Raw genomic sequence first — 21919 nt, forward strand, 5'->3', positions numbered from 1 at the left:
TTCATGGTAATTCTTTATTACGTCATGCCGGTTTACCTCTAGCAGAGGCAAGTTCGGGTAAATGGAAGGGTCAAATTGTCCTCTCTTAACGTGGGAGGTCCCGTTTGCGGCGTTTCTTGTACTTAGCGACAATGAGTCTTGTCATGAACAACCCTGATTTTAAAGAGCTACACTCTAACAATGTTCATGGAAAAAAGATAAAAAAAAGGAAATCCATCATGAAATTAATTAATAAATTTGCAAGAATATTAGTAGGAATGGCCTGAAAGAATGATCCTATCGCCCTGACAAAGTGCACCCTATAACACCATTGGCAGCCTAACGTAAACTTACTGCAATTCTTTTATAACCACATCAAAGTAACTGATAGCTTTTAAGATTAATATCTTTCGAATATTGGCTTATTCGTAGGATCTCAAAGAAAGTACGAAGTACCGGATTTATTGTGCAAAAGGGCTCTGACCCGTTCCGTTAGAAAGACCTACCTCTACCACTTGGATAGGTGTAACGAAGGAATGAGAGGGCATTTGACCCGTTGAGACATGGGAGTGAAAACCTCCAAGGGTGGCGTGGAGAATACGTACATTATATGGAAATCATTGGAGCTATCACTGCCTCCTTTATTTAAGTACGCCTTATGTAGCCAAATTGTCAAAACTCATTCAATCATCCCTTATTTTTCTTTCAATTGATTTGAAATCTGTGAATAAGTGAGTACTCGAGAGATAATCGTATCTAACTGAGGGACACAATAGGGCATAGTTAATCAAGTATGCCTATATAATAAAAAATGAGTAACCTAAGTCACCCATTCTCCTAAAGTTATCTTCTTAATTGTGCTTCGATTGACTGTATTCTAAAAAACAACTTGTATATCATATTATTTTCAACTGGATATACCTTGTATGTAACATAATCAGCTCTAAGAATTCTCATTTGACTATCTAAAAGATATGTATCAAAATAATTTCCACTGTTAAACCCCAAGTTATATAATGTCGATTCGATTTTTAAAATTAATCCGATATACCTCTAATTATGTACATTTTTTTCACATTTGGAATTAAGTACATGTCATTTTTTATGTACAATTTAAAAATTGTAATTATCATCGTTAATATCAAGCATACAGTAAAAAAATAATTTATGTACATAGGGTAAAGATTAAGATACAGGATGATCACCAACTACGTCCCCGTTAATTTTTTTTACACCGAATTTTTGAAGTCTTTCTGCCATTTTGTTAAAGTCAGATTTTAATAGGGTTGGACCAACTTTCCCCTTTAAATAAAGGTTTCCGTTTATCACTCCCTTTTTTAATTGACCATTGGTTAGAATTTCTGTAGAAAATGAATGGTTTTGTCCAAGACAGAAAGAGCGCAGACAGCCGTTAACAGCTTAAGATTAGATACTGGCCGCAGGCGAATATCCCCAAAGTAGTCTAGATCAGTTGACCACTTAAGCCCGACCGAATGCTAATCCCGGCAATTGCTCCATTTAAATCATTCTCATTTTTAAGCAACTGATTCAATTGTTGGTGCAAAATTAGGTGATTTTCGGTTGCATTTACACTATTAGGAATGTAGGCTTGGTGAAAGAAAATGAAAAAGCTGATTATTATAGCGAAGATAGTACGTTTTTCTAACACCTGCTCCACTGCCTTCCTTGCTTTGATTGTATTTCAATAAAGCTTGATTAATTTAATTCAAAGTTATCAAATGGTTACTTTTATATAATTTCCCAAAAATGAAAAAATCCACCATATAAATGGTGGATTTCATTCATTTTTAAATTGTTCATAGAAAACAACCTTTTCCTTAGGAGGCAGCCTTTTAGGTGCAGGTTCCTGTGCAGGATAGCCCAAACCTAAAATGGCTACAATCCGACGATCATCAGGTATGGATAAAGCTTTGCGGACATAATCCTCGCGTTTTTGTGATTCAACGTGATCCTCTGAGTGATAAATCGCGCCAAATGCCACTCCTACACCTGATTCCACTGCAGACAGCCAAATAAATGCACTGGCAATTGAAGCATCCTGCAGCCAATATTTGCTGATCTCTGCTCTGCCTGTTATCACAATAGCGGCTGCTGATTCCGCGAGCCAAGGAACAAATGGAGTTGATTTTGCTAAATGGTTTAATTGATCCTTTTTTGTAACTAAAATAAATTCTCTTGAAGGTGAACTGTTTCCTGCTGGGGCCAAGTATGCCGACTCAGTAATTTTTTCAAGTATTTCGGGCGGAATTTCTTCATTACTAAAGTTTGTTATTTCCCGTCTTAATTGAATTGCTTTAAATACATCCATTTTCTTACCTCCTTGGGCTTTTATTCCACTATATCATATCAAATTAATTGGTTATGTATGAATGTTTTTTTATTATTCCTACCCTTAGTAAACATAAGAAACCCCTTAGCAATTGACTTTTGCTAAAGGGAATATTTTTTTAGCTTCTTCTTAATCGTAATTCTTGCATATTGCCATCATTCCAAAATCTTTCTTGTGTTCTAAATCGAAAATCACTGCTAGACCGGCGACGACGACCGGAAGTCCTAGACCTTCTGGAACTGCTGCTTCGACGTGAACTCCTGGATCTTCTGGAACTGCTGCTTTGACGTGAACTCCTGGATCTTCTGGAACTGCTGCTTCGACGTGAACTCCTAAATTGGCTTCGGCTCGAACGTTGTCTCGAACGGCTCGACCGACTCCTACGACGTCTTGAACTTTGACTTGAGCTATGACTTGTACTTTGACGGGAACTACGGCTTGCACGACTTCTTGAGCTTTGACTTGAATGATGGCTTGAACTGTGGCTTCTACGACTTCTTTGTGATCTAAAGATAATCAATAAACGTGATCGCCGGCTCGAACTTGAACTTGAACGACTACTTCTTGATCGACGAGACCTTCTAGATCTACTACTGTGAGAACGACGGGATCTGCTTGATCTGCTACGGTGGGAACGTCGTGAACTTCTGCTGCTGCGAGACCGACGAGAACGTGAACTACTTGAGCTTCTTCTACTGCGGGAACGTCTGCTGCTACTTGAGCTTCTTCTACTGCGGGAACGTCTGCTGCTGCTTGAGCTTCTTCTACTGCGGGAACGTCTGCTGCTGCTTGAGCGTCGACTCGATCTTTGATTGCGAACAGGTTCTTGGAAGAGGAAAGTGTCCAATCCATTTTCAGTCAACGCTTCAACTGCACTTTGGATATCTTCTACCTGATAGGTAACCATTAAGTGAACCTCCTTATATTTTTCGAAAGGCTTTGACTCAGTCAATAACCTTTATACAAAATACGTGTCAGAGGACCATTTTGTATAGACAAACGTACCCTTTCAAAAAAATATACGTATGTCTAGTGGAACCAGAAAATATTTTTATACATAGGATTTACTGAGGATGAAAAGGGGGCAAAAAGATGCAAGTTCCTAAATATGATATTTATATCCATCCAATGGATTTGAAAGAATTAAAATCAGATATATGGATAGATGAACCAGTACCAGCTTCCTTTAAGACAGGGAAGAAAAGATATGAAATTGATATTGCTTATCGTGGTTCACATATACGGAAATTCAAGAAAAAATCCTATCATGTAACATTTTATAAACCAAAAACCTTTGGAAATGCAAATGAAATTCATCTAAATGCTGAATATAAAGATCCTTCCTTAATTAGAAACAAAATCTCCTTAGACTTCTTTACAGATATTGGTACTCTTTCCCCAGCTTCACACCATGTTCAAATTTCGATAAATGGAAAATACGAAGGTATTTATTTACAGCTAGAATCGGTAGATGATAACTTTCTGAAAAAACGGAGTTTACCAAAGGGTGCTATTTTTTATGCTATTGATGATGATGCAAATTTTTCTTTAATGAGTCCTATTGATAAAAGTACAAAGAAGCAACTTGATTCAGGATATGAGCGAAAATGTGGAAATGTAAATGACTCATTCCATTTAGCTAATTTTATTTTTGAATTAAATACAACCCCTCGCAACGAATATGAACGGATCATTTCCAATCATTTAAATGTAGAAAAGTATTTAAGATGGTTGGCTGGTGTGGTTTGTACACAAAATTACGATGGATTCGTCCATAATTACGCATTATACCGAAATGAGGAAACAAACCTCTTTGAGGTGATTCCTTGGGACTATGATGCGACCTGGGGTCGAGATATCCACGGGGAAATGATGGAATATGACTATGTAAGGATGGAGGGCTTTAATACCTTAACAGCTAGGCTATTAGATATTCCTAATTTCCGAAAAATGTATTCTACGATTCTAGCTTCTATTTTAGAAAACCAATTTACCACCGACTTTATGGCACCAAAGATCGAATTACTCCACAATTTATTACGGCCATGTGTACTTCAAGATCCTTATATTCAACATAAAATAGATAGATTTGATTCCGAGCCGGAATTTATATTTCAATTTATTAAAGATCGGAACCGTTTCCTCCTTGAAAAGCTATCTAGCTTTATCTAAATAGGCTGGAGAATATATTTTGAAGAATAGGCTTTTTCTTCATGCACTAGGAGACTAGGTTACGTATATATGGAGTATAACTATCCCCTATGGATAAACGACAAGGAGGAACAATTTAATGTCAACAATGGAGAGTCCAAATTTAGATTCGTACCATTCCTTTCTTCAATCATTAATTGGAGAAGAGGTGCAGGTTTATCGAGGAGGGCCAGAGTCAAAAAAGGGAAAACTTTTAGATGTACAATCCGACTACATCACTGTATATGCTCAAAACAATAACAATAACAATGGAGACCAAAATCAAAATAAAAACCAGAACAAAAACAAAAATCAAAACGAAGATCAAAACGAAGATCAAAACCAGGATAATAATCAATATACAGTCGTTTATTACAGGACTCAACACCTCCAAAGCATAAGTGAAAATACAAAATCTAATTCAATGCCACGTTATCAAAACCAAGAAGAGGATGAAGAAATTCCTTTTCAAATAGGTGAAGATTTTAATGAACTAGTAGGGAAACTTACAGGGACATATGTCCAGATTAATCAAGGTGGTCCAGAGTCCAAAACTGGAATGTTATTAGATGTTTCAGATAATTATGTCGCGTTGCTAACGGAAGATGATGGTGTAGTCTATTATAATATTCAACATATGAAGAGTATAAGTGAATATAATGAAGATGATAACGATGATGAAAACGAAGATAGCACAGAAGAGGAAGTAAGTATTCCCGAATATATAGTTACCGAAGATTTTCATGACATTTTTGCTGAGATGAGCCATAAATGGGTATCGATTAACCGAGGAGGTCCTGAAGCTTTAGAAGGTATTCTCGTTCAAAGTGCTGGCGGGCATTATACTCTAATTAATAGTGACGAGGTATTACGAATTAATCCTTACCATATAAAAAGTATTAGTTGTGGTCCAAAGGGAGCATTGAAAAATAATAACGATTCAGACGAAAATAGTCAGGAAAATTCACAAGAAAATTCAAAGGGGTGTGGCTGCTCTAATAACCAAAAAGGTGATAATAATTTAACATCAAGCAGCAGCAGACGCTCCAGCGGCAACAGACGTTCTCGCTCCAGTCGGCGTTCAAGCAGCAGCAGACGCTCTCGCTCCAGTCGGCGTTCAAGCAGCAGCAGGCGCTCTCGCTCCAGTCGGCGTTCAAGCAGCAGCAGGCGCTCTCGCTCCAGTAGACGTCCAAGCAGCAGCAGACGCTCTCGCTCCAGTAGACGTCCAAGCAGCAGCAGACGCTCTCGCTCCGGTAGACGTCCAAGCAGCAGCAAACGCTCTCGCCTCAGTAGACGGTCAAGCAGCAGCAGACGGTCGAGGAGCCCTAGAAATCGAAGAAATCAACGCCATGAGATAGTTGTTAAAACAAAGGATTTTATTTGGAATCCTAAATAATAAAATGCCCTTTCTAAAAGACAAATGAAAAGGGTGCACCCTGAAGACGTGTGCACCCTATATGTGAAGGAGATAGGGAATTGAAAAACATACAAAATCTAATGGGGCAAAAAATAGAGCTTGAAGTTTCTGGAAAAACAATCTTTCATGGTATCCTTGTTGATTTAGGTCAAGATATTTTAGTATTATTTAATGGGAAGGATTATTTTTACATTCCTCTGTTGCATGTTCATAACCTAAGGGTAAACTCCTTGATTGAATTAGAATTTGATGGCGATCACACTGTCTCCCCCATTAATGAAGACCAAGCAACCATTTCCTATCGGAAGACCTTAATGAATGCCAAAGGACTATTTGTCGAAATTTTTGTTACAGGGAATAAATCTATCCACGGCTATGTGACGAATGTATTGAATGATTATTTTTCTTTTTATTCTCCGGTTTATAAAACAATGTTCATTTCATTAAATCACTTAAAATGGTTGACCCCTTATCAAACCAATATCACCCCCTATACACTTGGAACAAACGAATTACCAGTTAAGCCAGTGAGCATCACTCTTCAACGTTCTTTAGAGGATCAGCTGAAAAAAATGGAAGGAAATCTTGTTGTCTTTGATATTGGAGATCATCCGTTAAAAATTGGTCTGCTAAAGCAAGTTCAGGATAATATTGCCGAGTTAATTATTGCAAGTGGAGAAACAGTATATTGGAAGATTTCTCATTTAAAGTTAATTCATACTCCATAATATTGGGAAATAACCTTTTATTATTTTATTCAAAGGTTACCTTTCCTGCCAACAATTAGGACATGTTTCATAATAAACCTCGCATCAAAAACACCTCCACGTAGAGGTGTTTTTTGCTTTTAAGGATATTATTAAATAACCACCTGGTATAGAACTGAGGCGTTTTCATTTACTCAACCACTTGTCCTATTAAGTATAATATCTATTCCGAAATCTTGCTGAATGGCAAGCATCACAAATTTGAAACTCACTTTCCCATGGAAGGTTTTTACCGCAATTTTTACACTTTTTAGTGAATTTTTTAATATCGGATTTTAGCCGCTCATGCACCTGGTCGCTGATTTCCTCACGTAACCGTTCCCAATACACCGCTTCGGTTCGTTGACCTAATCGATATAAAAATAAAAGATGAAGCCCAATTGCTTTATAGCTGAGTTCCAAATCTTCTAAATTTCGCTTTTTTATTAAAGGATCTGGAAGTTCTCCCCCTTTAATAATCGCGTACATGGTATGTTCCCATTGGGAAACGAGTTCCGGTTCTTTTGTTGAAAAAGGAAGGTGCAAAAAGCCATATAAATCCATTAAAGAAAGACGTGCTTCAATTTCTGTACCGCGAACCCGCTCATAAAGCGATCGTTCCTCCGATAAAGTGGCCTTTTTCGTTCCTTTCGGGCTATTGAATCTTTCCCAAAGCTCAAAAAAAGTATCTAAATCATGAAAGTACCGTTGAAACCTTTCAAATACCGAATTAGTTGGTGCGATTGCAAAGGTATGGACAGGCTCATCTTCTTGAAGAAGCAACCTTTTCATGACTTTTATTTCTTTTGTAAAAGCAACCTTGCCAACATTATAGATCCCTTTGCGCCCAGCACGACCAGCGATTTGCTTTACCTCTTGTGAAGTCAGACGACGCCTTCTAGTGCCATCAAATTTCTCATTTTCTAAAAATACAATCCTGTGAATAGGAAGGTTTAGTCCCATTCCAATCGCATCCGTGGAAACAATGATCTTGGTTTCCCCTTTTATAAAACGTTGAATTTGTTTTTTCCTTGTTTCCGGAGGCATACTGCCGTAGATCATACTAACAGAATGTCCATCATGCTGCAGTTTGGAAGCTGTCTCAAGCACCCGCCTACGCGAAAAGCAAATTAGCGCATCTCCTTTTTTAACATGGGTAATTTTGAATTCCTTTGCTTCTACTTCCAGCGGTGTATCCCTGGTGTACTCATGTATTTCAAAAGAAGTCTCACCTAAAAGCTGCAGCATCATCGATTTTGAATTTCTACTGCCAATAATATGTACTTCATCTGCATTTGCTTTAGTAATTGCCTTATACCAGGAAAAGCCCCTGTCTTTGTCTGTAATCATTTGGGCCTCATCTATAATGACTACATTATAAAAGTCTTTTTCATGGAACATTTCAACTGTACAAGAGGTGTGGGCTGCATTGGGAGTTATTTTTTCCTCTTCGCCTGTCTTTAATGAGCAAGGTGTCCCTTCGAAATTTAATTTATCATAAACCTCTAATGCCAACAGACGAAGCGGTGCTAAATATAAACCGTTCTGCGCTTCTTTCATTCGCTCTAGTGCATGATGTGTTTTTCCAGTATTTGTATCACCAATATGAAGAATATAATGGATTTTCCGTCTTAGTGAAGGGTTATACTCTTGACCAAAGATATCCTCCATCATTCGTTGTTCTTCTTCTTTTTTACGTTGAAGTTCTGCTAGTTCTTCTGCCTTTCTTTTTTCCCGTTGGAGAAGATCTCTTTCATATATTTCCCGGTGTTGAACCAAATCAAATGGAAGGTCTGCGATCTTTAAAAGATCTGATATATATTCCGCTTCGATTTCAGTCAGTATTTCTTCTTCAAATTCATCAGCTAAATCGGAAATACTCTCCCAAACAAACGTTTGTGATATTTTTTCAGCAAAGATCTCTTGGTACTGGTCAATGAGCTCTACTGAAAGCTGGTCAAGTATAAGTTCAGCAAGAATATCAGCTAGTGAATCTGCAATTAACCTTTCAAAAACATAGTAATACGTTTCGTATTCGTAGTAACTGCGTCCCCAGTTAAAAGTTTTGTGAATCTCGCCAGTAAGTTCGTCAAAAAACGTGGATACAGTTGTATACGCGGAAGGAAGAAAGCTTCCCTCCTTTACTAACTTTTCCTCTAGTGCAAATGTATCAATCGCATTATACTTAATTTTCGTTTTAAAATCATGGGCCAGCTGTTTTGCCACGTAATACCTTACTGTTAAATAAATCCGCTCACTGTTGTTCATGATAATGGATTCAGCTTCATCCTTAATTAAAAATTGCAGCTTATCCTTTTTGGCTTTTAGGCGTGCTTGTTCTTCGCGTTTCAGGAAATCTCCGCGTGCATGATGATAACGGGTATCCCAATCTTGTGTATTTCCGCTTAGTGTTTCGCTCAGCCATACGAGAACAGCAAATGGCTGATAGGATCTCATTTCATTTCTAAACAGCCGATTAATGAGTTTCCGATCAACACCTACAACCTCATAGCCCTTTTCACTTAGAAACTGTTTTTTTTCATTTCTTGGAATATCATTTGTCACCTTATTCAGCCAAACATTCTGCCAAATTTGTTCAAGATAGTTGCTTCGGTCTTGAAGATATTGGTCAAAGGACGGCATACTTTCTTTATTTTCTAGATAACTGTAGATATCTTCAAAGACTTTTCGTTTTGTATGTTCGACAGCTTGAGGATATGTCGTACTAAGTTTATTCATATACATTTCCTCCTCCGGCTGGATGTTAGAGTACACCGTTTGGAAATCTAACCGATTATTTTGTTTCATTATAACATTAAGTTTGTTTACGAATAAATGTTCTTATTAAATATTATGTTTCAAGCAATAGTGGTTAACCAATTCCTCGATTTGGTCAATTTCAGGGTATTTTCCGTCAAATTGAAAATGAATTTCTTCAATAAATTGATTGTGATGATAAACGTGGACTGCGCCATTTTGCTGAATGACGCTAAATTCAGGTACAAACTGATACCCGCTTCGTTCAATTGCTCCCATTTTAATCCCCCATTGTATTTTTTCTTTTAGTATTTACTGAAAAGGATTGTAAATACAAACAAAAAGGATGGTAGCTAAGTACCATCCTCGTCGTTTGTATAAAGTTAGGTATTGTTGCAAAGCTTGTTTGTAGCACAAGCTTTATTAAGCAGTAGTATAGACAGGGTTATTTTTTTCATTCCGAATGGTCGCTTGTGCTGCAGCTAAGCGGGCAAGTGGGACCCGGTAAGGTGAGCAGCTTACATAGTTAAGACCAGTTTTATAGCAGAACTCGATCGAGCTTTTCTCTCCACCATGTTCACCACAAATTCCAGTTTTTAATTTAGGGTTTGTCATTCGTCCTAGCTTAACTCCCATTTCAACCAACTTTCCAACTCCATCTTGGTCGAGTACAGCGAATGGGTTCTCAGGGAGAATTTTTTGTTCCGTATATGACTGCAAAAACTTACCTTCTGCATCATCACGGCTAAACCCAAAAGTTGTTTGTGTTAAATCATTGGTTCCAAATGAGAAGAAATCGGCTTCTTCAGCGATCTTATCTGCTGTTAAAGCTGCCCGTGGAATTTCAATCATCGTCCCAATCGTATAATGAATCTCTTTTCCTGTTTCCTCTTTCACCAGTAGAGCAGCGTCTATCACCAATTGACGCATTTGTCTTAATTCATTAACATGGCCAACGAGTGGAATCATGATTTCGGGATTTACTTCAAAGCCCTTTGTGGCTAATGCCGAAGCTGCATAGAAAATTGCTTTGGCCTGCATCTCGTATATTTCTGGATGCATCATTCCAAGACGGCAGCCGCGAAGTCCAAGCATTGGGTTAAATTCATCCAATTGTCGAACCTTTTTAAGCAAATGCTCTTTTTCCTTTAATTCCTTTGAGCCTGGGTCAGTAATCTGCAGCTTGGTCACATCTACTAAAAGTTCTTCTTTATCTGGTAAAAATTCATGAAGTGGCGGATCAAGTAAACGAATCGTAACAGGGTTACCTTGCATTGCTTCAAATATGCCTTCAAAGTCGCCTTGCTGCATTGGTAACAACTCAGCTAGTGCTTCCATACGGTCCTCAATGTTTTCAGCAATAATCATTTTTTGAACTATTGGAAGTCGTTTCACATCCATAAACATATGCTCTGTACGGCATAAACCGATTCCATTTGCACCAAATTCAAATGCTTTCTTTGCATCCTCGGGAGTGTCAGCATTTGCCCGGACGCCAATTTTCCGTTCCTCATCTGCCCAAGACAGCAAAAGCATGAATTCATCTGAAAGCTTTGGTTCGATCATTGGGATTTCACCGAGCATAATTTCTCCAGTTGAACCGTCAATCGTAAGGATATCACCATAATTGATGATTGTAGTGCCAACCGCAACCTGCTTCGCCTTCAAATCGATTTTAAGTCCTTCGCAACCGCAAATACATGCTTTCCCCATTCCTCTGGCAACAACAGCAGCGTGGCTTGTCATGCCGCCACGGCTGGTAACAACTGCCTGAGCAGCAACAATTCCGTGAATGTCATCAGGAGTAGTTTCAGGACGGACAAGGATGACTTTTTTTCCATTTTTGCTTAATTGTTCAGCCTCATCTGCATCGAATACTACTTGGCCTGTTGCAGCACCAGGTGATGCCGGCAGTCCTTTTGCCAAAAGCTTGCGCTCATAAGTATCATCGATCCGCCGGTGAAGCAATTGATTTAATTGGTCTGGGTCAACGCGGAGAAGAGCTGTTTTCCGATCAATAATCCCTTCTTCAACCATATCAACGGCAACTTTAATAGCAGCTTGAGCAGTCCGTTTCCCTGTACGAGTTTGCAAAATAAATAGTTTTCCGCGCTCAACGGTAAATTCAATATCCTGCATATCCTTATAATGCTGTTCAAGGCGGTTACTAGTTTCTAAAAATTGTTTAAACACTTCTGGCATTTCATCCTTTAGAGTTGCAATTGGCTGTGGTGTACGGATCCCTGCAACAACGTCTTCTCCTTGAGCATTAATAAGGTACTCTCCATAAAGGATCCGTTCTCCAGTAGAAGGGTTTCTTGTGAATGCAACTCCTGTTCCAGAATCATTTCCCATATTTCCAAATACCATGCTTTGAATGTTTACAGCTGTACCTAAATGATCTGGAATTTTATTTAAGCGGCGGTAAACAATTGCCCTTTGGTTATTCCAAGAATCAAATACAGCATTGATAGAAAGAAATAACTGTTCCTTAGGGTTTTGTGGGAAATCACTTTTCGTATGTTTACGGACAATCTTTTTATACCCGGCAATCACTTCTTGCCAATCCCCTGCAGTCAGCTCAGGATCTGTTGAATAACCTTTTTGTTCACGTGTTTCTTCTAATAATTGTTCAAAGTAATACGTATCGACATTTAAAACAACATCACTGAACATTTGGATAAAGCGTCGGTACGAATCATAAGCAAAGCGCGGGTTATTTGTTAATTTAGCTACACCCTCAACCGTTTCGTCATTCATGCCCAGGTTCAAAATCGTATCCATCATACCTGGCATCGAAAAAGCTGCCCCTGAACGAACAGAAACGAGCAATGGATTTGCCGGGTCTCCCAATTTTTTGCCCATTTTTTCTTCCAATGTTTCCAGTGCGTCAAGTATCTGAGTCTCGATCTTGCTGGAAATCTTCTTTCCTTCATCGTAATAATTATTACAAGCCTGTGTAGAGATCGTAAATCCAAATGGAACCGGAAGTCCGATACGCGTCATTTCAGCAATACCTGCTCCCTTACCTCCTAACAGCTCTCTCATTTCAGCATTTCCTTCATTAAAAAGGTATACGAATTTATCCATATTAAAGCTCCTCTCTCTTTTTTAACATATCTAAAATTAAGTTTGCTGTTTCTTCAATTGCTTTATTCGAAACATCAATTATCGGACATCCTACACGTTTCATTATTTTTTCTGCATAATCTAATTCTTCCAGAATGCGTTCAAAGCTGGCATATTGTGCCTGAGACGCTAATCCAAGTGCTCTTAGACGCTCTTTGCGGATTTCGTTTAATTTATCTGGTGATATGATCAAACCAACACAGTTACGCCGTGGAACCTCAAACAGTTCATCTGCCGCTGGAACTTCCGGAACCAATGGGACATTTGCAACCTTAAAACGCTTATGGGCTAAATACATCGATAACGGGGTTTTGGATGTACGTGATACCCCAATTAACACAATGTCTGCCCGAAGGATCCCGCGTGGATCCCGGCCATCATCATATTTAACAGCAAATTCAATTGCTTCAATCTTCCGGAAATATTCTTCATCAAGCTTTCTCATTAAACCAGGTTTTTGACTAGGACTTTGATTAAACTTCTTTGAAAAAGCATCCATCAATGGGTGAAGTAAATCAACAGCTGGGATTCCTTCTTCTTTTGCGCGTCGATCAAGATACATTTTTAATTCTGGAATTACAAGTGTGTAAGCAATAACGGAATTGCTTGTCATTGCCAAAATAATAATATCCTCAATGTCTTCGATTTCCTCGACATAAGAATTGCGGCGAATGTCCATATGCCCGCCATTAAATTGCGTTGCTACTGCTTTAACAACAAATTCTGCCGTTTCCCCTACTGAATCAGAAACAACATAAACAACTTCCTTCGGATTCAAAGTCGCTTTCACTCCCCTATTGTTCGGTGATTTCAAGGTATGCTCGTGTTATCGTCGTTTTTGTAATGCGGCCGATTACCGTATATGTATGTGAAAGATCATCCATTTCCTTCACTACAGGCAGCGAGTCGATATGATTTTCAATCATCTTTTTTGCTGCTTCAAATAAGGTATTTTCCGGCTTGATTATAACAATATTGGGCATTCTCGTCATAATTACACTAACCGGTAAATCATTAAGGTTTCGATTACCTAGTGCGGATCTAAGCAAATCCTTACGAGATATTACCCCTGCTAAATGACCGTTTTCATCCACCGCATATAGGGTACCAACATCCTCCAAAAAAAGCTGAACAATGGCATCATAAACAGATGATGATTTTTGAATCACAATAGGATGAGCTTTGTAATCTGCAACTTTTTGATTAGTAAACTTTTTAGCCTGAAGATCCACATCGTAATTTTCATTAACGTAATAACCCACTCGTGGTCGGGCCTCAAGATTCCCTGCCATCGTTAAAATAGCCAAGTCCGGTCGCAATGCAGCCCTGGTTAGTGAAAGTTTTTCTGCAATTTGTTTACCAGTAATCGGCCCGCTTTGTTTAACTATTTCAACAATTTCCTCCTGTCGTTTTGTTAATTTAATAGGATCGCCCCCTTTCAAAGCAACAATTCAAATATGCTATACTAATTAATATATAGTATACACTATTTAGTCTAAAATGGAATAATTATTTATACTTTTTTTTGACAAAAACGAAAATTAACGTAAGTATGAAAGAAGTTTTTTGTCGAAAAATAAATAATACTGCCAGAATGTCATGAATCATCGCTGGAAAACAACTCAATTGGATTTAAAAACTACATTAAGTTAATAAGGTCAATCAAAGAGGTGCATAGGGTGAAAAGAACGACGTTTCAAGTAGTAGCAATTACAGTTTCAACAATCCTAATGGCCTATTCCATGAATTCATTTCTTATTCCACATAAAGTACTAACTGGCGGTGTAAGTGGATTTGCAATCGTTATCAACCATTACACTCATATAAATACAGGGTGGATTATTCTAATCATAAATCTGCCTTTATTTGTTTTAGGGTATTTTTATTTAGGGAAAAGGTTTATGATTCTAACCATTTATTCCGTAACATTACTCTCCGTTTCGATGCGCTTTATTCCTGTCCATCCGTTCAGTCATGATATTCTTTCATCATGTATTTTTGGAGGAGTCTTAAATGGATTATGTATTGGGGCAAATATTAGATTTGGCGGTTCTGGTGGAGGAACTGATATTATTAGCGTCATTCTTTCCAAAAAGAAGGACTTATCTGTAGGATATTTAAATACATATATGAATATGTTTGTAGTGCTCACATCAGCTTTTGTTTTTGGAACTGATCGAACTCTTTTCACTCTCTTTGCCATTTTTACAGCTGGGAGAGCTGTAGATGTGGTCCATACCAGTCATACAAAACTTGTGGTGACGATAGTGACCGACAAATGGCAGGAATTAAATGATGCGTTAATCCGTTTGCATTCCCGCGGGGTAACAATGACGGACGCCGAAGGTGTCTATTCACACAATCCAAAGAAAGTTTTAACAACAGTTATTACAAAATATGAGTTATCCGAAACGAAAGAAACAATCCGCCAGCAAGATCCTTCCGCATTTGTTCATATTACAAGAGCAATCGAAGTGGTAGGGAGATTTCGTAAAGATTAAAAAAGGAAGAATTCTTTTCCATTTAGAGGAAATAATATAGTTACAAACAATTAAGGAGTTGATGGTTCATGTTTAGAGACTTTCATGGATGGGAAAAAGACAAGGAAGAGCCAATCGGTAAACAAGGAATAGAGAATGAAGGTCAAATAAACGAGGAACAACAACCCGAATTCGATACATTTGGCACTGCCCTAAATGAGCTATAGATAGAAAAGCGAAAGCATCCAAATTAAAGAAACTCCTACTGCAAAAGGGTTAACACTTTTACAGTAGGAGTTTTTTTATCTTTTTGAAGCTTTAATGATGACTGATTCACCTTGGAATGAGGTAACAGTTTGATTGGTATGGACAATCCGAAATTTTTCTTTTACTTTTTGTGATGAATTGATTATATATTGAATAAGGTCTGCTTTTTCTGAAGGTGGCAGCTTCATCCGATTGCACCATGAATCAAATTGAAAAGTCTTTTCAAAGCGGTGCAATTCGTTAATTTCAAACCCTTCTAACTCAAGCAATGACATCCATTCGGTTTTTTTCCAAGCACGGAAGTGGCTGTAATCTCGCTTTTTTTCAATTTGATTATAAAAATAATCTAATTCATTATCTTCAGGCGCTACATTATCAATCAGCAAAAACTGTCCACTAGATCTCAGCACCCGAAAAGCTTCCTCGACAAATTTCTTTACGTTTTGAAAATGGTGTGGTGCAATTCTGCATGTGACGATATCAATACTTGCGCTCAAAAAAGGAAGCTTTTCAGCATCACCTTGAATAAACTCAACGTTTTGATGCCCATTCCCTTTAATGAATTTTTCAGCAGCAACTAACATTTCTGAGGTTAAATCTAACGCAATCACTTTTTTTACAAAAGGAGCAAAACCATTTGCGGTATGCCCACCACCTGTAGCAATATCAAGAACTTCTTCCTGACCGTTTATAGATGCCAGCTTTACGAGTTTTTGCAGGTCTTTTCCGTCCTTGTGAATTGGACTTGTTACATAGGATGCAGCACTTTTACCAAATTGCTGCTGAACGACCTTTTTCTGATCCAAGACTCTCCCCCTCCATTTTTATTTTAACTATAACCCACTGATCTGAACATTAAAATAACAGGTTTTTGATCGATTCCGATAAGAAATATTTATGGAATTACGGGGTTTAGATGTAGGTCTAAAAGTCAATCTCTAATAAGATCGGGCAATGGTCGCTTCCCATTACTTCAGAGTAGATGCGGGCATCCCGGATTTGGTTTTTCACTTTTGCAGATGTAATAAAATAATCAATCCGCCAGCCAATATTCCGTTCCCGAACCTTATTCATATAGGACCACCATGTATAAGATCCTTCTTTATCAGGATTAAGGTGCCTGAAGCTATCAGTAAAGCCGGATTCAAGCAATGTCGTCATTTTCCCGCGTTCCTCAGGAGTAAAGCCGGAATTGTTTAAATTGGATTTAGGATTTTTCAGGTCAATTTCCTGATGGGCAACATTTAAATCACCACAAAGGACAATCGGCTTTTTCAGATCTAATTCTTGAAGGTACTCACGGATCCGATCCTCCCAATCCAAGCGAAACCCTAATCTCGCCAAGTCCCGTTGCGAATTAGGAGTATACACATTTACAAGAGAGAATTTCTCAAACTCCAAGGTAATGATTCGTCCTTCAGGTTCAGAATCATCCGTGTCAAACCCATATTTTACTGAAAGCGGCTCGTATCTTGAAAAAATGGCTGTTCCAGAATACCCCTTCTTTTCAGCATAGTTCCAATATTGCTGATAGCCATCCAATTCCAACTGGATTTGACCAGCTTGTAATTTGGTTTCCTGAACACAAAAGATATCTGCATTAACTTCATGAAAAAAATCTAAAAATCCTTTTTTTACACATGCCCTAAGGCCGTTTACATTCCAAGAAACTAGTTTCATAATTTGCTATATCTCCTTGATGATAAAAATAATTTAAACCGAATGGAGACATTGTATCAATTTATACGCATCATGAGAAGTAATTCGAATGAATTGAATAGTTGGTACTGCCCATCAAAAAAGAGAGCAGATTATTTCTGCTCCCTTCTTAGTAAGGTTTATTCAGCGTCAAATACTTCTACTTTTTCCATAACATCGCCATTTTTCATTGCTTTAGCTGCATCAAGGCCTGATGTCACTTGACCAAAAACGGTATGGACTCCGTTTAGATGCGGCTGTGATTCATGAACAATAAAAAATTGGCTCCCGCCTGTGTCTCTTCCAGCATGTGCCATTGATAATGAACCTGGAACATGTTTATGTGGATTTCCTTCTGTTTCACATTTAATGGTGTATCCAGGGCCGCCTGTTCCGGTTCCGTTAGGGCATCCGCCTTGGCTTACAAAACCTGGGATGACGCGATGGAATGTTAATCCATTGTAAAACCCTTCATTTGCCAGCTTTTCAAAGTTTGCAACTGTTCCGGGTGCTTCATTTGGAAATAAATCAAACTCAATTTTATCACCATTTTCCATCTGTATGTATCCTTTTTTTGCCATTAGTACCAGCTCCTTTTGTTCAAAATCATTTCTATCATACACTTTTTGCGGAGAAATGGAAAGTCTGACACTTTTTTGAATATACTAATAATACCTCTTCCTACACTAACGCTTGTTGCGGGACACTTAACCAGTACGGACGGAGAGGGTTGGAGTCCATCCTCTGGACACCATGAAAGCCAAGACATACGTCTTGGCTTTCATCTGTTTACATCAGTTTTATCCATTCGTGAAAGCGATGAACGACCAATAAGAATAGGCCGTAGCCTATGAAAGTATTTAGATGACTCCAGGAATGGGAATGAACAAACAGACCAAAATCCTCAGCCTTCCTTTCCAGGACAGCCATCCCTAAACTAAAACAAACAATACCCACTGCCCGCCCCCACTTCCCCCACCTTCCCATTAAAAATAGAAAAATAAATGTTACAAACGGCAATCCCACTAATGTAAACAGAAGATTAATTGAAAAAATAGCAGGTAATGGTCTAATGGGAAAAGCATATAGCTGTTTCCCCACCATAATGAGATCCAAATACGTTCCGAGCAAGGAAGAAAATAATAAAGCTGGCAGAAATCTTTTAATCCAATATCGATATCGCTTTTTTGGCAAGGGCTGCAAGCTCGAGTCGCTCAAGTGTTTTACAGTATTCATTCTCTATCTCCCCATCAACGGTTTCGGCTAATTCTGAAAAATAATTCAGTACTAGAAAGTCTACAAACCAATCCCCTTCTTCTGCTTCAACATGTTTTACGTTTTTCCACGCAATCTCTAGTCTTGGGCTATAGATTCTTCGTGCTCCAGGCCTCAAACTGCATGATTTTAAGTGAAGTTGATAGGACTTTCCTGGCAGTCCTTCGTGAACATTGTTAAATATATGTGGCCAGTAATCCTTTCTTGAGCCAGTATGAGGGGTACTATTTGCCCACTTTTCAGCACTTTTTAACAATTCCTTATTGTTAAAAAGGACAGCATATAATCTTTTCCCTAATAAAATCCGCTCGTGGATGGAATCAAATTGGTGTAGCGTCTGCCCCGCTAAATGGAGGACACTATTCCTCACATATGGAAAAAGGATATGATTAAAGGACAATACATCTTGAAGTTTAAATTCCAGCTTATTAAACACTTCATTTTTATAAAGATGGTTTTGAATTACTCTTTTTTCTAAATAGCTTTGTTCATTGATAATCAGCGCAATCGTCAGAATGGAAACATGACGATTTTCCCAAAAGTAGCTCCAAATGCTTTCCATAAATACAGATATATTTAAAAAAGGAAAAAGGTGAAAAAAAGGTTTGTTTCTTTTTAAACTCTCATGGTAGAGCAAAAATTGTGGATAGGCATCATGGAAAATAAGCCAATTTCCTCGTTCTAAAAAGAAAAAAAACGATCGTTTTTCCCTATTCGATAATAATCTGGAAAGAAGTTCCCCCTTTAAATCCGTCATATTCCAGCCACCATTTCGGGAAACCATATGACCTAAGAATGCCCAATGCACTTCTGGGTGAAGTCGATAAAAATCCAAATATGCCTTGGTTCTTGTTACATTATTTTTGTTCCATTCCTTTGTTTGGTTTCGTATTTGCTGTAATAGTGTCTTTTCTTCTTTTGAAAGATTACTATTCCCTTTCTTGGTTATTTTTCTTCTCTTTAAATCTTCCTTTATGACCACAATTGGGTTTTTTTCTTGCTTTTGTCTAAAAAATATCGTGCATCTCCCCCTCCATGAATTCTCCAACCAACAAGTGAATATGTATAGGAGATGTAAATCTTACTTGGGAGAGGAATGGTGTGCTAAATGATCAATACTGAAAAAGGTATAAAACGGATAATCGAAATCCTTAGAAAAGACCAATCTCCCGCTGGTTCATGGAATTACCCTTTTGAAACAGGAATTTCAACCGATGCTTATATGATCATTTTATTACGGACCTTGGCAATAAATGATGAACAATTAATTAAAGGCCTAGCCTTGAGAATCATAAACAAACAGGAGAAAAATGGAGCCTGGAAGCTTTTTTATGATGAAGGGGATGGAAACTTATCGGCAACTGTTGAAGCCTATTACGCATTATTATACTCAGGTTATTACAAGAAAGAAGACCAGAGGATGGCAGCGGCAAAGGAGTTTATTATTGATAAAGGTGGGCTGGAAAATGCCAGTATGTTTACCAAAATTATGCTTGCCCTAACAGGACAGTACGATTGGCCGGATTTCTCACCTCTGCCCATCGAAATAATTTTGCTCCCCCTCTCGTTTCCGATCAATTTATATCAGTTTTCTGTTTATGGCCGAGCAAATTTGGTCCCAATTATGATTTTAGCTAATAAAAAATATACTTTGTCAACAGAATCTAGTCCCGATCTTTCTGATTTATTTTTGCACAGGTCTACAAATGCCTGGGAGCTTCACTCAGATTGGCGCTCTTTATTCTCAAAAATCGAAGAAGGGATTACCAACTTAATTGGTTTACCGGAAAAGCTTCATTCATTGGCAATCGAGCGTGCCAAAAACTATTTGCTTGATCACATTGAACCTGATGGAACGCTTTACAGCTATTTCAGTTCCACATTTTTAATGATTTTTGCCTTTCTGTCACTGGGAATCTCCAAAAATGATCCACTCATTAAAAAAGCTGTTGAGGGCTTGCTGGCAATGAAAACTGAAATTAACGGTCTTCCTCATATGCAATATACAACTGCGGCTGTTTGGAACACTTCGTTAATCAGCTATGTGCTTCAGCTTGCGTCGATATCACCTAGTGATCCAATAATCGAAAAAGCAAACTATTATTTAGTAAAGCACCAGCATCATAAATTCGGAGATTGGGTGATTCATAATCCGCAAAGCTTACCGGGCGGCTGGGGATTTTCTGAGGTTAATACTATCAATCCAGATGTAGATGATACTACCGCCTCATTAAGGGCCTTTGCTCGGAGCATTCAAACCAATAACCAGTTACGAAAGACATGGGATCGCGCTCTAACTTGGTTATTCTCAATGCAGAATAGTGATGGCGGTTGGGCGGCTTTTGAGAAAAATATCGAAAATAAATGGCTCGAACTGCTGCCAATTGAAAAGGCAGAATTTTTGCTGGGTGATCCCTCTACTGCTGATTTAACAGGACGTACCCTTGAGTTTCTAGGAAACTATACGAATTTATCACATAACCACCCTGTGGTTAAACATGCAATCAAATGGCTGTTAAAAAATCAAAGAAAAGATGGCTCTTGGTATGGTCGGTGGGGAATTTGTTATCTATATGGGACTTGGGCAGCATTGACAGGTCTTATTTCTGTTGGACTTCCGCCCAATCATCCATCCCTCCTCAAGGCAATAAATTGGCTAAAGGTCCTTCAAAATAATGATGGCGGCTGGGGGGAATCGTGCCGAAGTGATAGTGCAAAAAAATATGTTCCATTGAATGCTAGTACCCTCACACATACTGCCTGGGCGCTAGATTCATTGATCTCTGTTTCAGAGAAGCCAACATCTGGAATTCAGGGAGGAATCACCTATCTGCTAGATTCAATTGACAAACATGATTGGACCACTGAATATCCAAAGGGGCAAGGAATGGCTGGCGGTTTCTATATCCATTATCATAGCTATCGATATATTTTTCCCCTGCTTGCATTGGCTCATTATCATAATAAGTTTTCGTGAACAGCTGAAGATCATCGACGGAGTACAGCTCCGTCGATATTTTTAGTGTTTTTCCTTAAGTACAGCTAATTGCTTGTAGATTTCAATGATCTCATCAAGCTTTATTCTTACAAGCCCACTTGAGGAAGGTGCCACGAAGTCAAGTGTCCCGGGGATGACAGATTCTCCTTGCAACCCCCATGGAATTTCCTTTTTCCTGCTATATTCTTGATAGACCCCTTTACCAACAAAACAAACAATTTTGGGTGCAAACTTTTTGATTTTCTTCTTTAACAGTTCTCTACCTAAATGATACTCTTCCTTGGTAAGCTCATCAGCGGCTTTGGTAGGCCTTGCGGCAATGTTGGTCATTCCGTAACCAATCTCCAAAAGCTTGTAGTCTTCTTCTGGTTGTAATTTCCTTGGTGTGAGACCTGATTCATATAGGATTTTCCAAAAACGGTTATTGGGATTAGCAAAATGATGTCCAGTTTCACTGGAACGAATACTTGGATTAAATCCGACAAACAAAACAGCTAAATTTTTCTGAAGATAATCAGGTATTGGATTCATAATTCCCCCCCTTTACAGTACTAAAAACTTTTTATTTTACTAAACGTAGTTTTTGAATACTTTTCAGTTTTTTTTCAGATAAGCTGTTTAGACTTCATTACA

21 protein-coding genes and 3 pseudogenes are annotated in these 21919 nt (G+C 38.3%); 7 read left to right on the forward strand and 17 right to left on the reverse strand.

Translation table 11 applies throughout. The features are described from left to right. A pseudogene (locus tag JN080_RS13930) lies at positions 1-266 on the forward strand (transposase); the annotation flags it as partial. Between the two features lie 898 nt (positions 267-1164). On the opposite strand, the pseudogene JN080_RS29845 reads toward JN080_RS13930, so the two are convergent. From JN080_RS29845 to JN080_RS29850, 6 genes and pseudogenes are all read right to left on the reverse strand, one after another. After that, positions 1165-1430, reverse strand: a pseudogene (locus JN080_RS29845) (D-alanyl-D-alanine carboxypeptidase); the annotation flags it as partial. An 11-nt stretch (positions 1431-1441) separates the two neighbouring features. Continuing rightward, entirely contained in the window at positions 1442-1648 is a 207-nt protein-coding gene (locus tag JN080_RS13935) for a hypothetical protein (protein ID WP_256236625.1), read from the reverse strand. Between the two features lie 129 nt (positions 1649-1777). Further along, complete coding sequence (locus JN080_RS13940) at positions 1778-2308, reverse strand: nitroreductase family protein (protein WP_256236626.1); 531 nt, start codon at positions 2306-2308, stop codon at positions 1778-1780. 150 nt (positions 2309-2458) lie between these two features. Further along, positions 2459-2773 (reverse strand): hypothetical protein, encoded by a 315-nt coding sequence (locus JN080_RS13945; RefSeq protein ID WP_256236627.1) that lies wholly within the window; start codon positions 2771-2773, stop codon positions 2459-2461. A gap of 72 nt (positions 2774-2845) precedes the next feature. Beyond that, positions 2846-3181 (reverse strand): hypothetical protein, encoded by a 336-nt coding sequence (locus JN080_RS13950; RefSeq protein ID WP_256236628.1) that lies wholly within the window; start codon positions 3179-3181, stop codon positions 2846-2848. Between the two features lie 4 nt (positions 3182-3185). After that, positions 3186-3236: pseudogene (locus JN080_RS29850) on the reverse strand (hypothetical protein); the annotation flags it as partial. A gap of 185 nt (positions 3237-3421) precedes the next feature. On the opposite strand from JN080_RS29850, the gene JN080_RS13955 reads away from it, so the two are divergent. The 3 genes from JN080_RS13955 to JN080_RS13965 all read left to right on the forward strand — a co-directional run bounded on the left by JN080_RS13955 (position 3422) and on the right by JN080_RS13965 (position 6664). Next, positions 3422-4501 (forward strand): CotH kinase family protein, encoded by a 1080-nt coding sequence (locus JN080_RS13955; RefSeq protein ID WP_256236629.1) that lies wholly within the window; start codon positions 3422-3424, stop codon positions 4499-4501. Positions 4502-4619: 118 nt separating this feature from the next. Then, entirely contained in the window at positions 4620-5915 is a 1296-nt protein-coding gene (locus JN080_RS29450) for a spore coat protein (protein ID WP_305473955.1), read from the forward strand. An 80-nt stretch (positions 5916-5995) separates the two neighbouring features. After that, positions 5996-6664 (forward strand): DUF2642 domain-containing protein, encoded by a 669-nt coding sequence (locus tag JN080_RS13965; protein ID WP_256236630.1) that lies wholly within the window; start codon positions 5996-5998, stop codon positions 6662-6664. 189 nt (positions 6665-6853) lie between these two features. Here JN080_RS13965 and JN080_RS13970 read toward each other — a convergent pair whose 3' ends face one another. The 5 genes from JN080_RS13970 to ccpN form a co-directional block, all read right to left on the reverse strand. Continuing rightward, the gene (locus JN080_RS13970) at positions 6854-9421 is read right to left on the reverse strand and encodes a helicase-related protein (RefSeq protein WP_256236631.1); all 2568 of its coding nucleotides are present in this window, start codon (positions 9419-9421) and stop codon (positions 6854-6856) included. 105 nt (positions 9422-9526) lie between these two features. Further along, complete coding sequence (locus tag JN080_RS13975; RefSeq protein WP_256236632.1) at positions 9527-9718, reverse strand: YbxH family protein; 192 nt, start codon at positions 9716-9718, stop codon at positions 9527-9529. A gap of 144 nt (positions 9719-9862) precedes the next feature. Beyond that, on the reverse strand, positions 9863-12529 hold the full coding sequence (gene ppdK, locus JN080_RS13980) for a pyruvate, phosphate dikinase (RefSeq protein WP_256236633.1): 2667 nt from the start codon (positions 12527-12529) through the stop codon (positions 9863-9865). 1 nt (position 12530) lies between these two features. Next, positions 12531-13346, reverse strand: a complete 816-nt coding sequence (locus JN080_RS13985) for a pyruvate, water dikinase regulatory protein (protein WP_256236634.1) — start codon at positions 13344-13346, stop codon at positions 12531-12533. 16 nt (positions 13347-13362) lie between these two features. Further along, positions 13363-14010 (reverse strand): transcriptional regulator CcpN, encoded by a 648-nt coding sequence (ccpN, locus tag JN080_RS13990; protein ID WP_256236635.1) that lies wholly within the window; start codon positions 14008-14010, stop codon positions 13363-13365. 237 nt (positions 14011-14247) lie between these two features. Here ccpN and JN080_RS13995 point away from each other — a divergent pair, with 237 nt between their 5' ends. Continuing rightward, positions 14248-15069, forward strand: a complete 822-nt coding sequence (locus JN080_RS13995; RefSeq protein WP_256236636.1) for a YitT family protein — start codon at positions 14248-14250, stop codon at positions 15067-15069. 68 nt (positions 15070-15137) lie between these two features. Further along, the gene (locus JN080_RS14000) at positions 15138-15275 is read left to right on the forward strand and encodes a hypothetical protein (protein WP_256236637.1); all 138 of its coding nucleotides are present in this window, start codon (positions 15138-15140) and stop codon (positions 15273-15275) included. A 75-nt stretch (positions 15276-15350) separates the two neighbouring features. Here the strand turns inward: JN080_RS14000 and JN080_RS14005 are convergent, their stop codons facing one another. From JN080_RS14005 to JN080_RS14025, 5 genes are all read right to left on the reverse strand, one after another. Continuing rightward, on the reverse strand, positions 15351-16121 hold the full coding sequence (locus tag JN080_RS14005) for a class I SAM-dependent methyltransferase (RefSeq protein WP_256236638.1): 771 nt from the start codon (positions 16119-16121) through the stop codon (positions 15351-15353). Positions 16122-16239: 118 nt separating this feature from the next. Beyond that, entirely contained in the window at positions 16240-16995 is a 756-nt protein-coding gene (locus JN080_RS14010; RefSeq protein ID WP_256236639.1) for an exodeoxyribonuclease III, read from the reverse strand. Positions 16996-17153: 158 nt separating this feature from the next. Continuing rightward, a complete protein-coding gene (locus JN080_RS14015; RefSeq protein WP_256236640.1) occupies positions 17154-17594 on the reverse strand; it encodes a peptidylprolyl isomerase in 441 nt (146 codons plus the stop codon). Positions 17595-17802: 208 nt separating this feature from the next. Next, on the reverse strand, positions 17803-18207 hold the full coding sequence (locus JN080_RS14020) for a CBO0543 family protein (RefSeq protein ID WP_256236641.1): 405 nt from the start codon (positions 18205-18207) through the stop codon (positions 17803-17805). Beyond that, positions 18176-19306: a DUF2515 domain-containing protein gene (locus JN080_RS14025; protein ID WP_256236733.1), complete on the reverse strand. Its 1131-nt coding sequence runs from the start codon at positions 19304-19306 to the stop codon at positions 18176-18178. The genes JN080_RS14020 and JN080_RS14025 overlap by 32 nt, the downstream gene beginning before the upstream one ends. Before the next feature lie 90 nt (positions 19307-19396). On the opposite strand from JN080_RS14025, the gene shc reads away from it, so the two are divergent. Next, the gene (shc, locus tag JN080_RS14030; RefSeq protein WP_256236642.1) at positions 19397-21265 is read left to right on the forward strand and encodes a squalene--hopene cyclase; all 1869 of its coding nucleotides are present in this window, start codon (positions 19397-19399) and stop codon (positions 21263-21265) included. 42 nt (positions 21266-21307) lie between these two features. Here the strand turns inward: shc and mug are convergent, their stop codons facing one another. Next, positions 21308-21817, reverse strand: a complete 510-nt coding sequence (mug, locus tag JN080_RS14035) for a G/U mismatch-specific DNA glycosylase (RefSeq protein WP_256236643.1) — start codon at positions 21815-21817, stop codon at positions 21308-21310. Between the last annotated feature and the right edge of the window lie 102 nt (positions 21818-21919).

Source organism: Bacillus sp. EB600 (genome assembly GCF_024494385.1).
In the GTDB taxonomy this organism is placed as follows: Bacteria; Bacillota; Bacilli; order Bacillales; family Cytobacillaceae; genus JAEVLT01.

Bases quoted from the DNA above. Each gene is read 5' to 3' on its own strand.
- JN080_RS13940 (WP_256236626.1), bottom strand. From the start codon at position 2,308: ATGGATGTATTTAAAGCAATTCAATTAAGACGGGAAATAACAAACTTT.
- JN080_RS13950 (WP_256236628.1), bottom strand. From the start codon at position 3,181: ATGGATTGGACACTTTCCTCTTCCAAGAACCTGTTCGCAATCAAAGAT.
- JN080_RS13955 (WP_256236629.1), top strand. From the start codon at position 3,422: ATGCAAGTTCCTAAATATGATATTTATATCCATCCAATGGATTTGAAA.
- JN080_RS29450 (WP_305473955.1), top strand. From the start codon at position 4,620: ATGTCAACAATGGAGAGTCCAAATTTAGATTCGTACCATTCCTTTCTT.
- JN080_RS13970 (WP_256236631.1), bottom strand. From the start codon at position 9,421: ATGAATAAACTTAGTACGACATATCCTCAAGCTGTCGAACATACAAAA.
- JN080_RS13975 (WP_256236632.1), bottom strand. From the start codon at position 9,718: ATGGGAGCAATTGAACGAAGCGGGTATCAGTTTGTACCTGAATTTAGC.
- ppdK (WP_256236633.1), bottom strand. From the start codon at position 12,529: ATGGATAAATTCGTATACCTTTTTAATGAAGGAAATGCTGAAATGAGA.
- JN080_RS14000 (WP_256236637.1), top strand. From the start codon at position 15,138: ATGTTTAGAGACTTTCATGGATGGGAAAAAGACAAGGAAGAGCCAATC.
- JN080_RS14010 (WP_256236639.1), bottom strand. From the start codon at position 16,995: ATGAAACTAGTTTCTTGGAATGTAAACGGCCTTAGGGCATGTGTAAAA.
- JN080_RS14015 (WP_256236640.1), bottom strand. From the start codon at position 17,594: ATGGCAAAAAAAGGATACATACAGATGGAAAATGGTGATAAAATTGAG.
- shc (WP_256236642.1), top strand. From the start codon at position 19,397: ATGATCAATACTGAAAAAGGTATAAAACGGATAATCGAAATCCTTAGA.
- mug (WP_256236643.1), bottom strand. From the start codon at position 21,817: ATGAATCCAATACCTGATTATCTTCAGAAAAATTTAGCTGTTTTGTTT.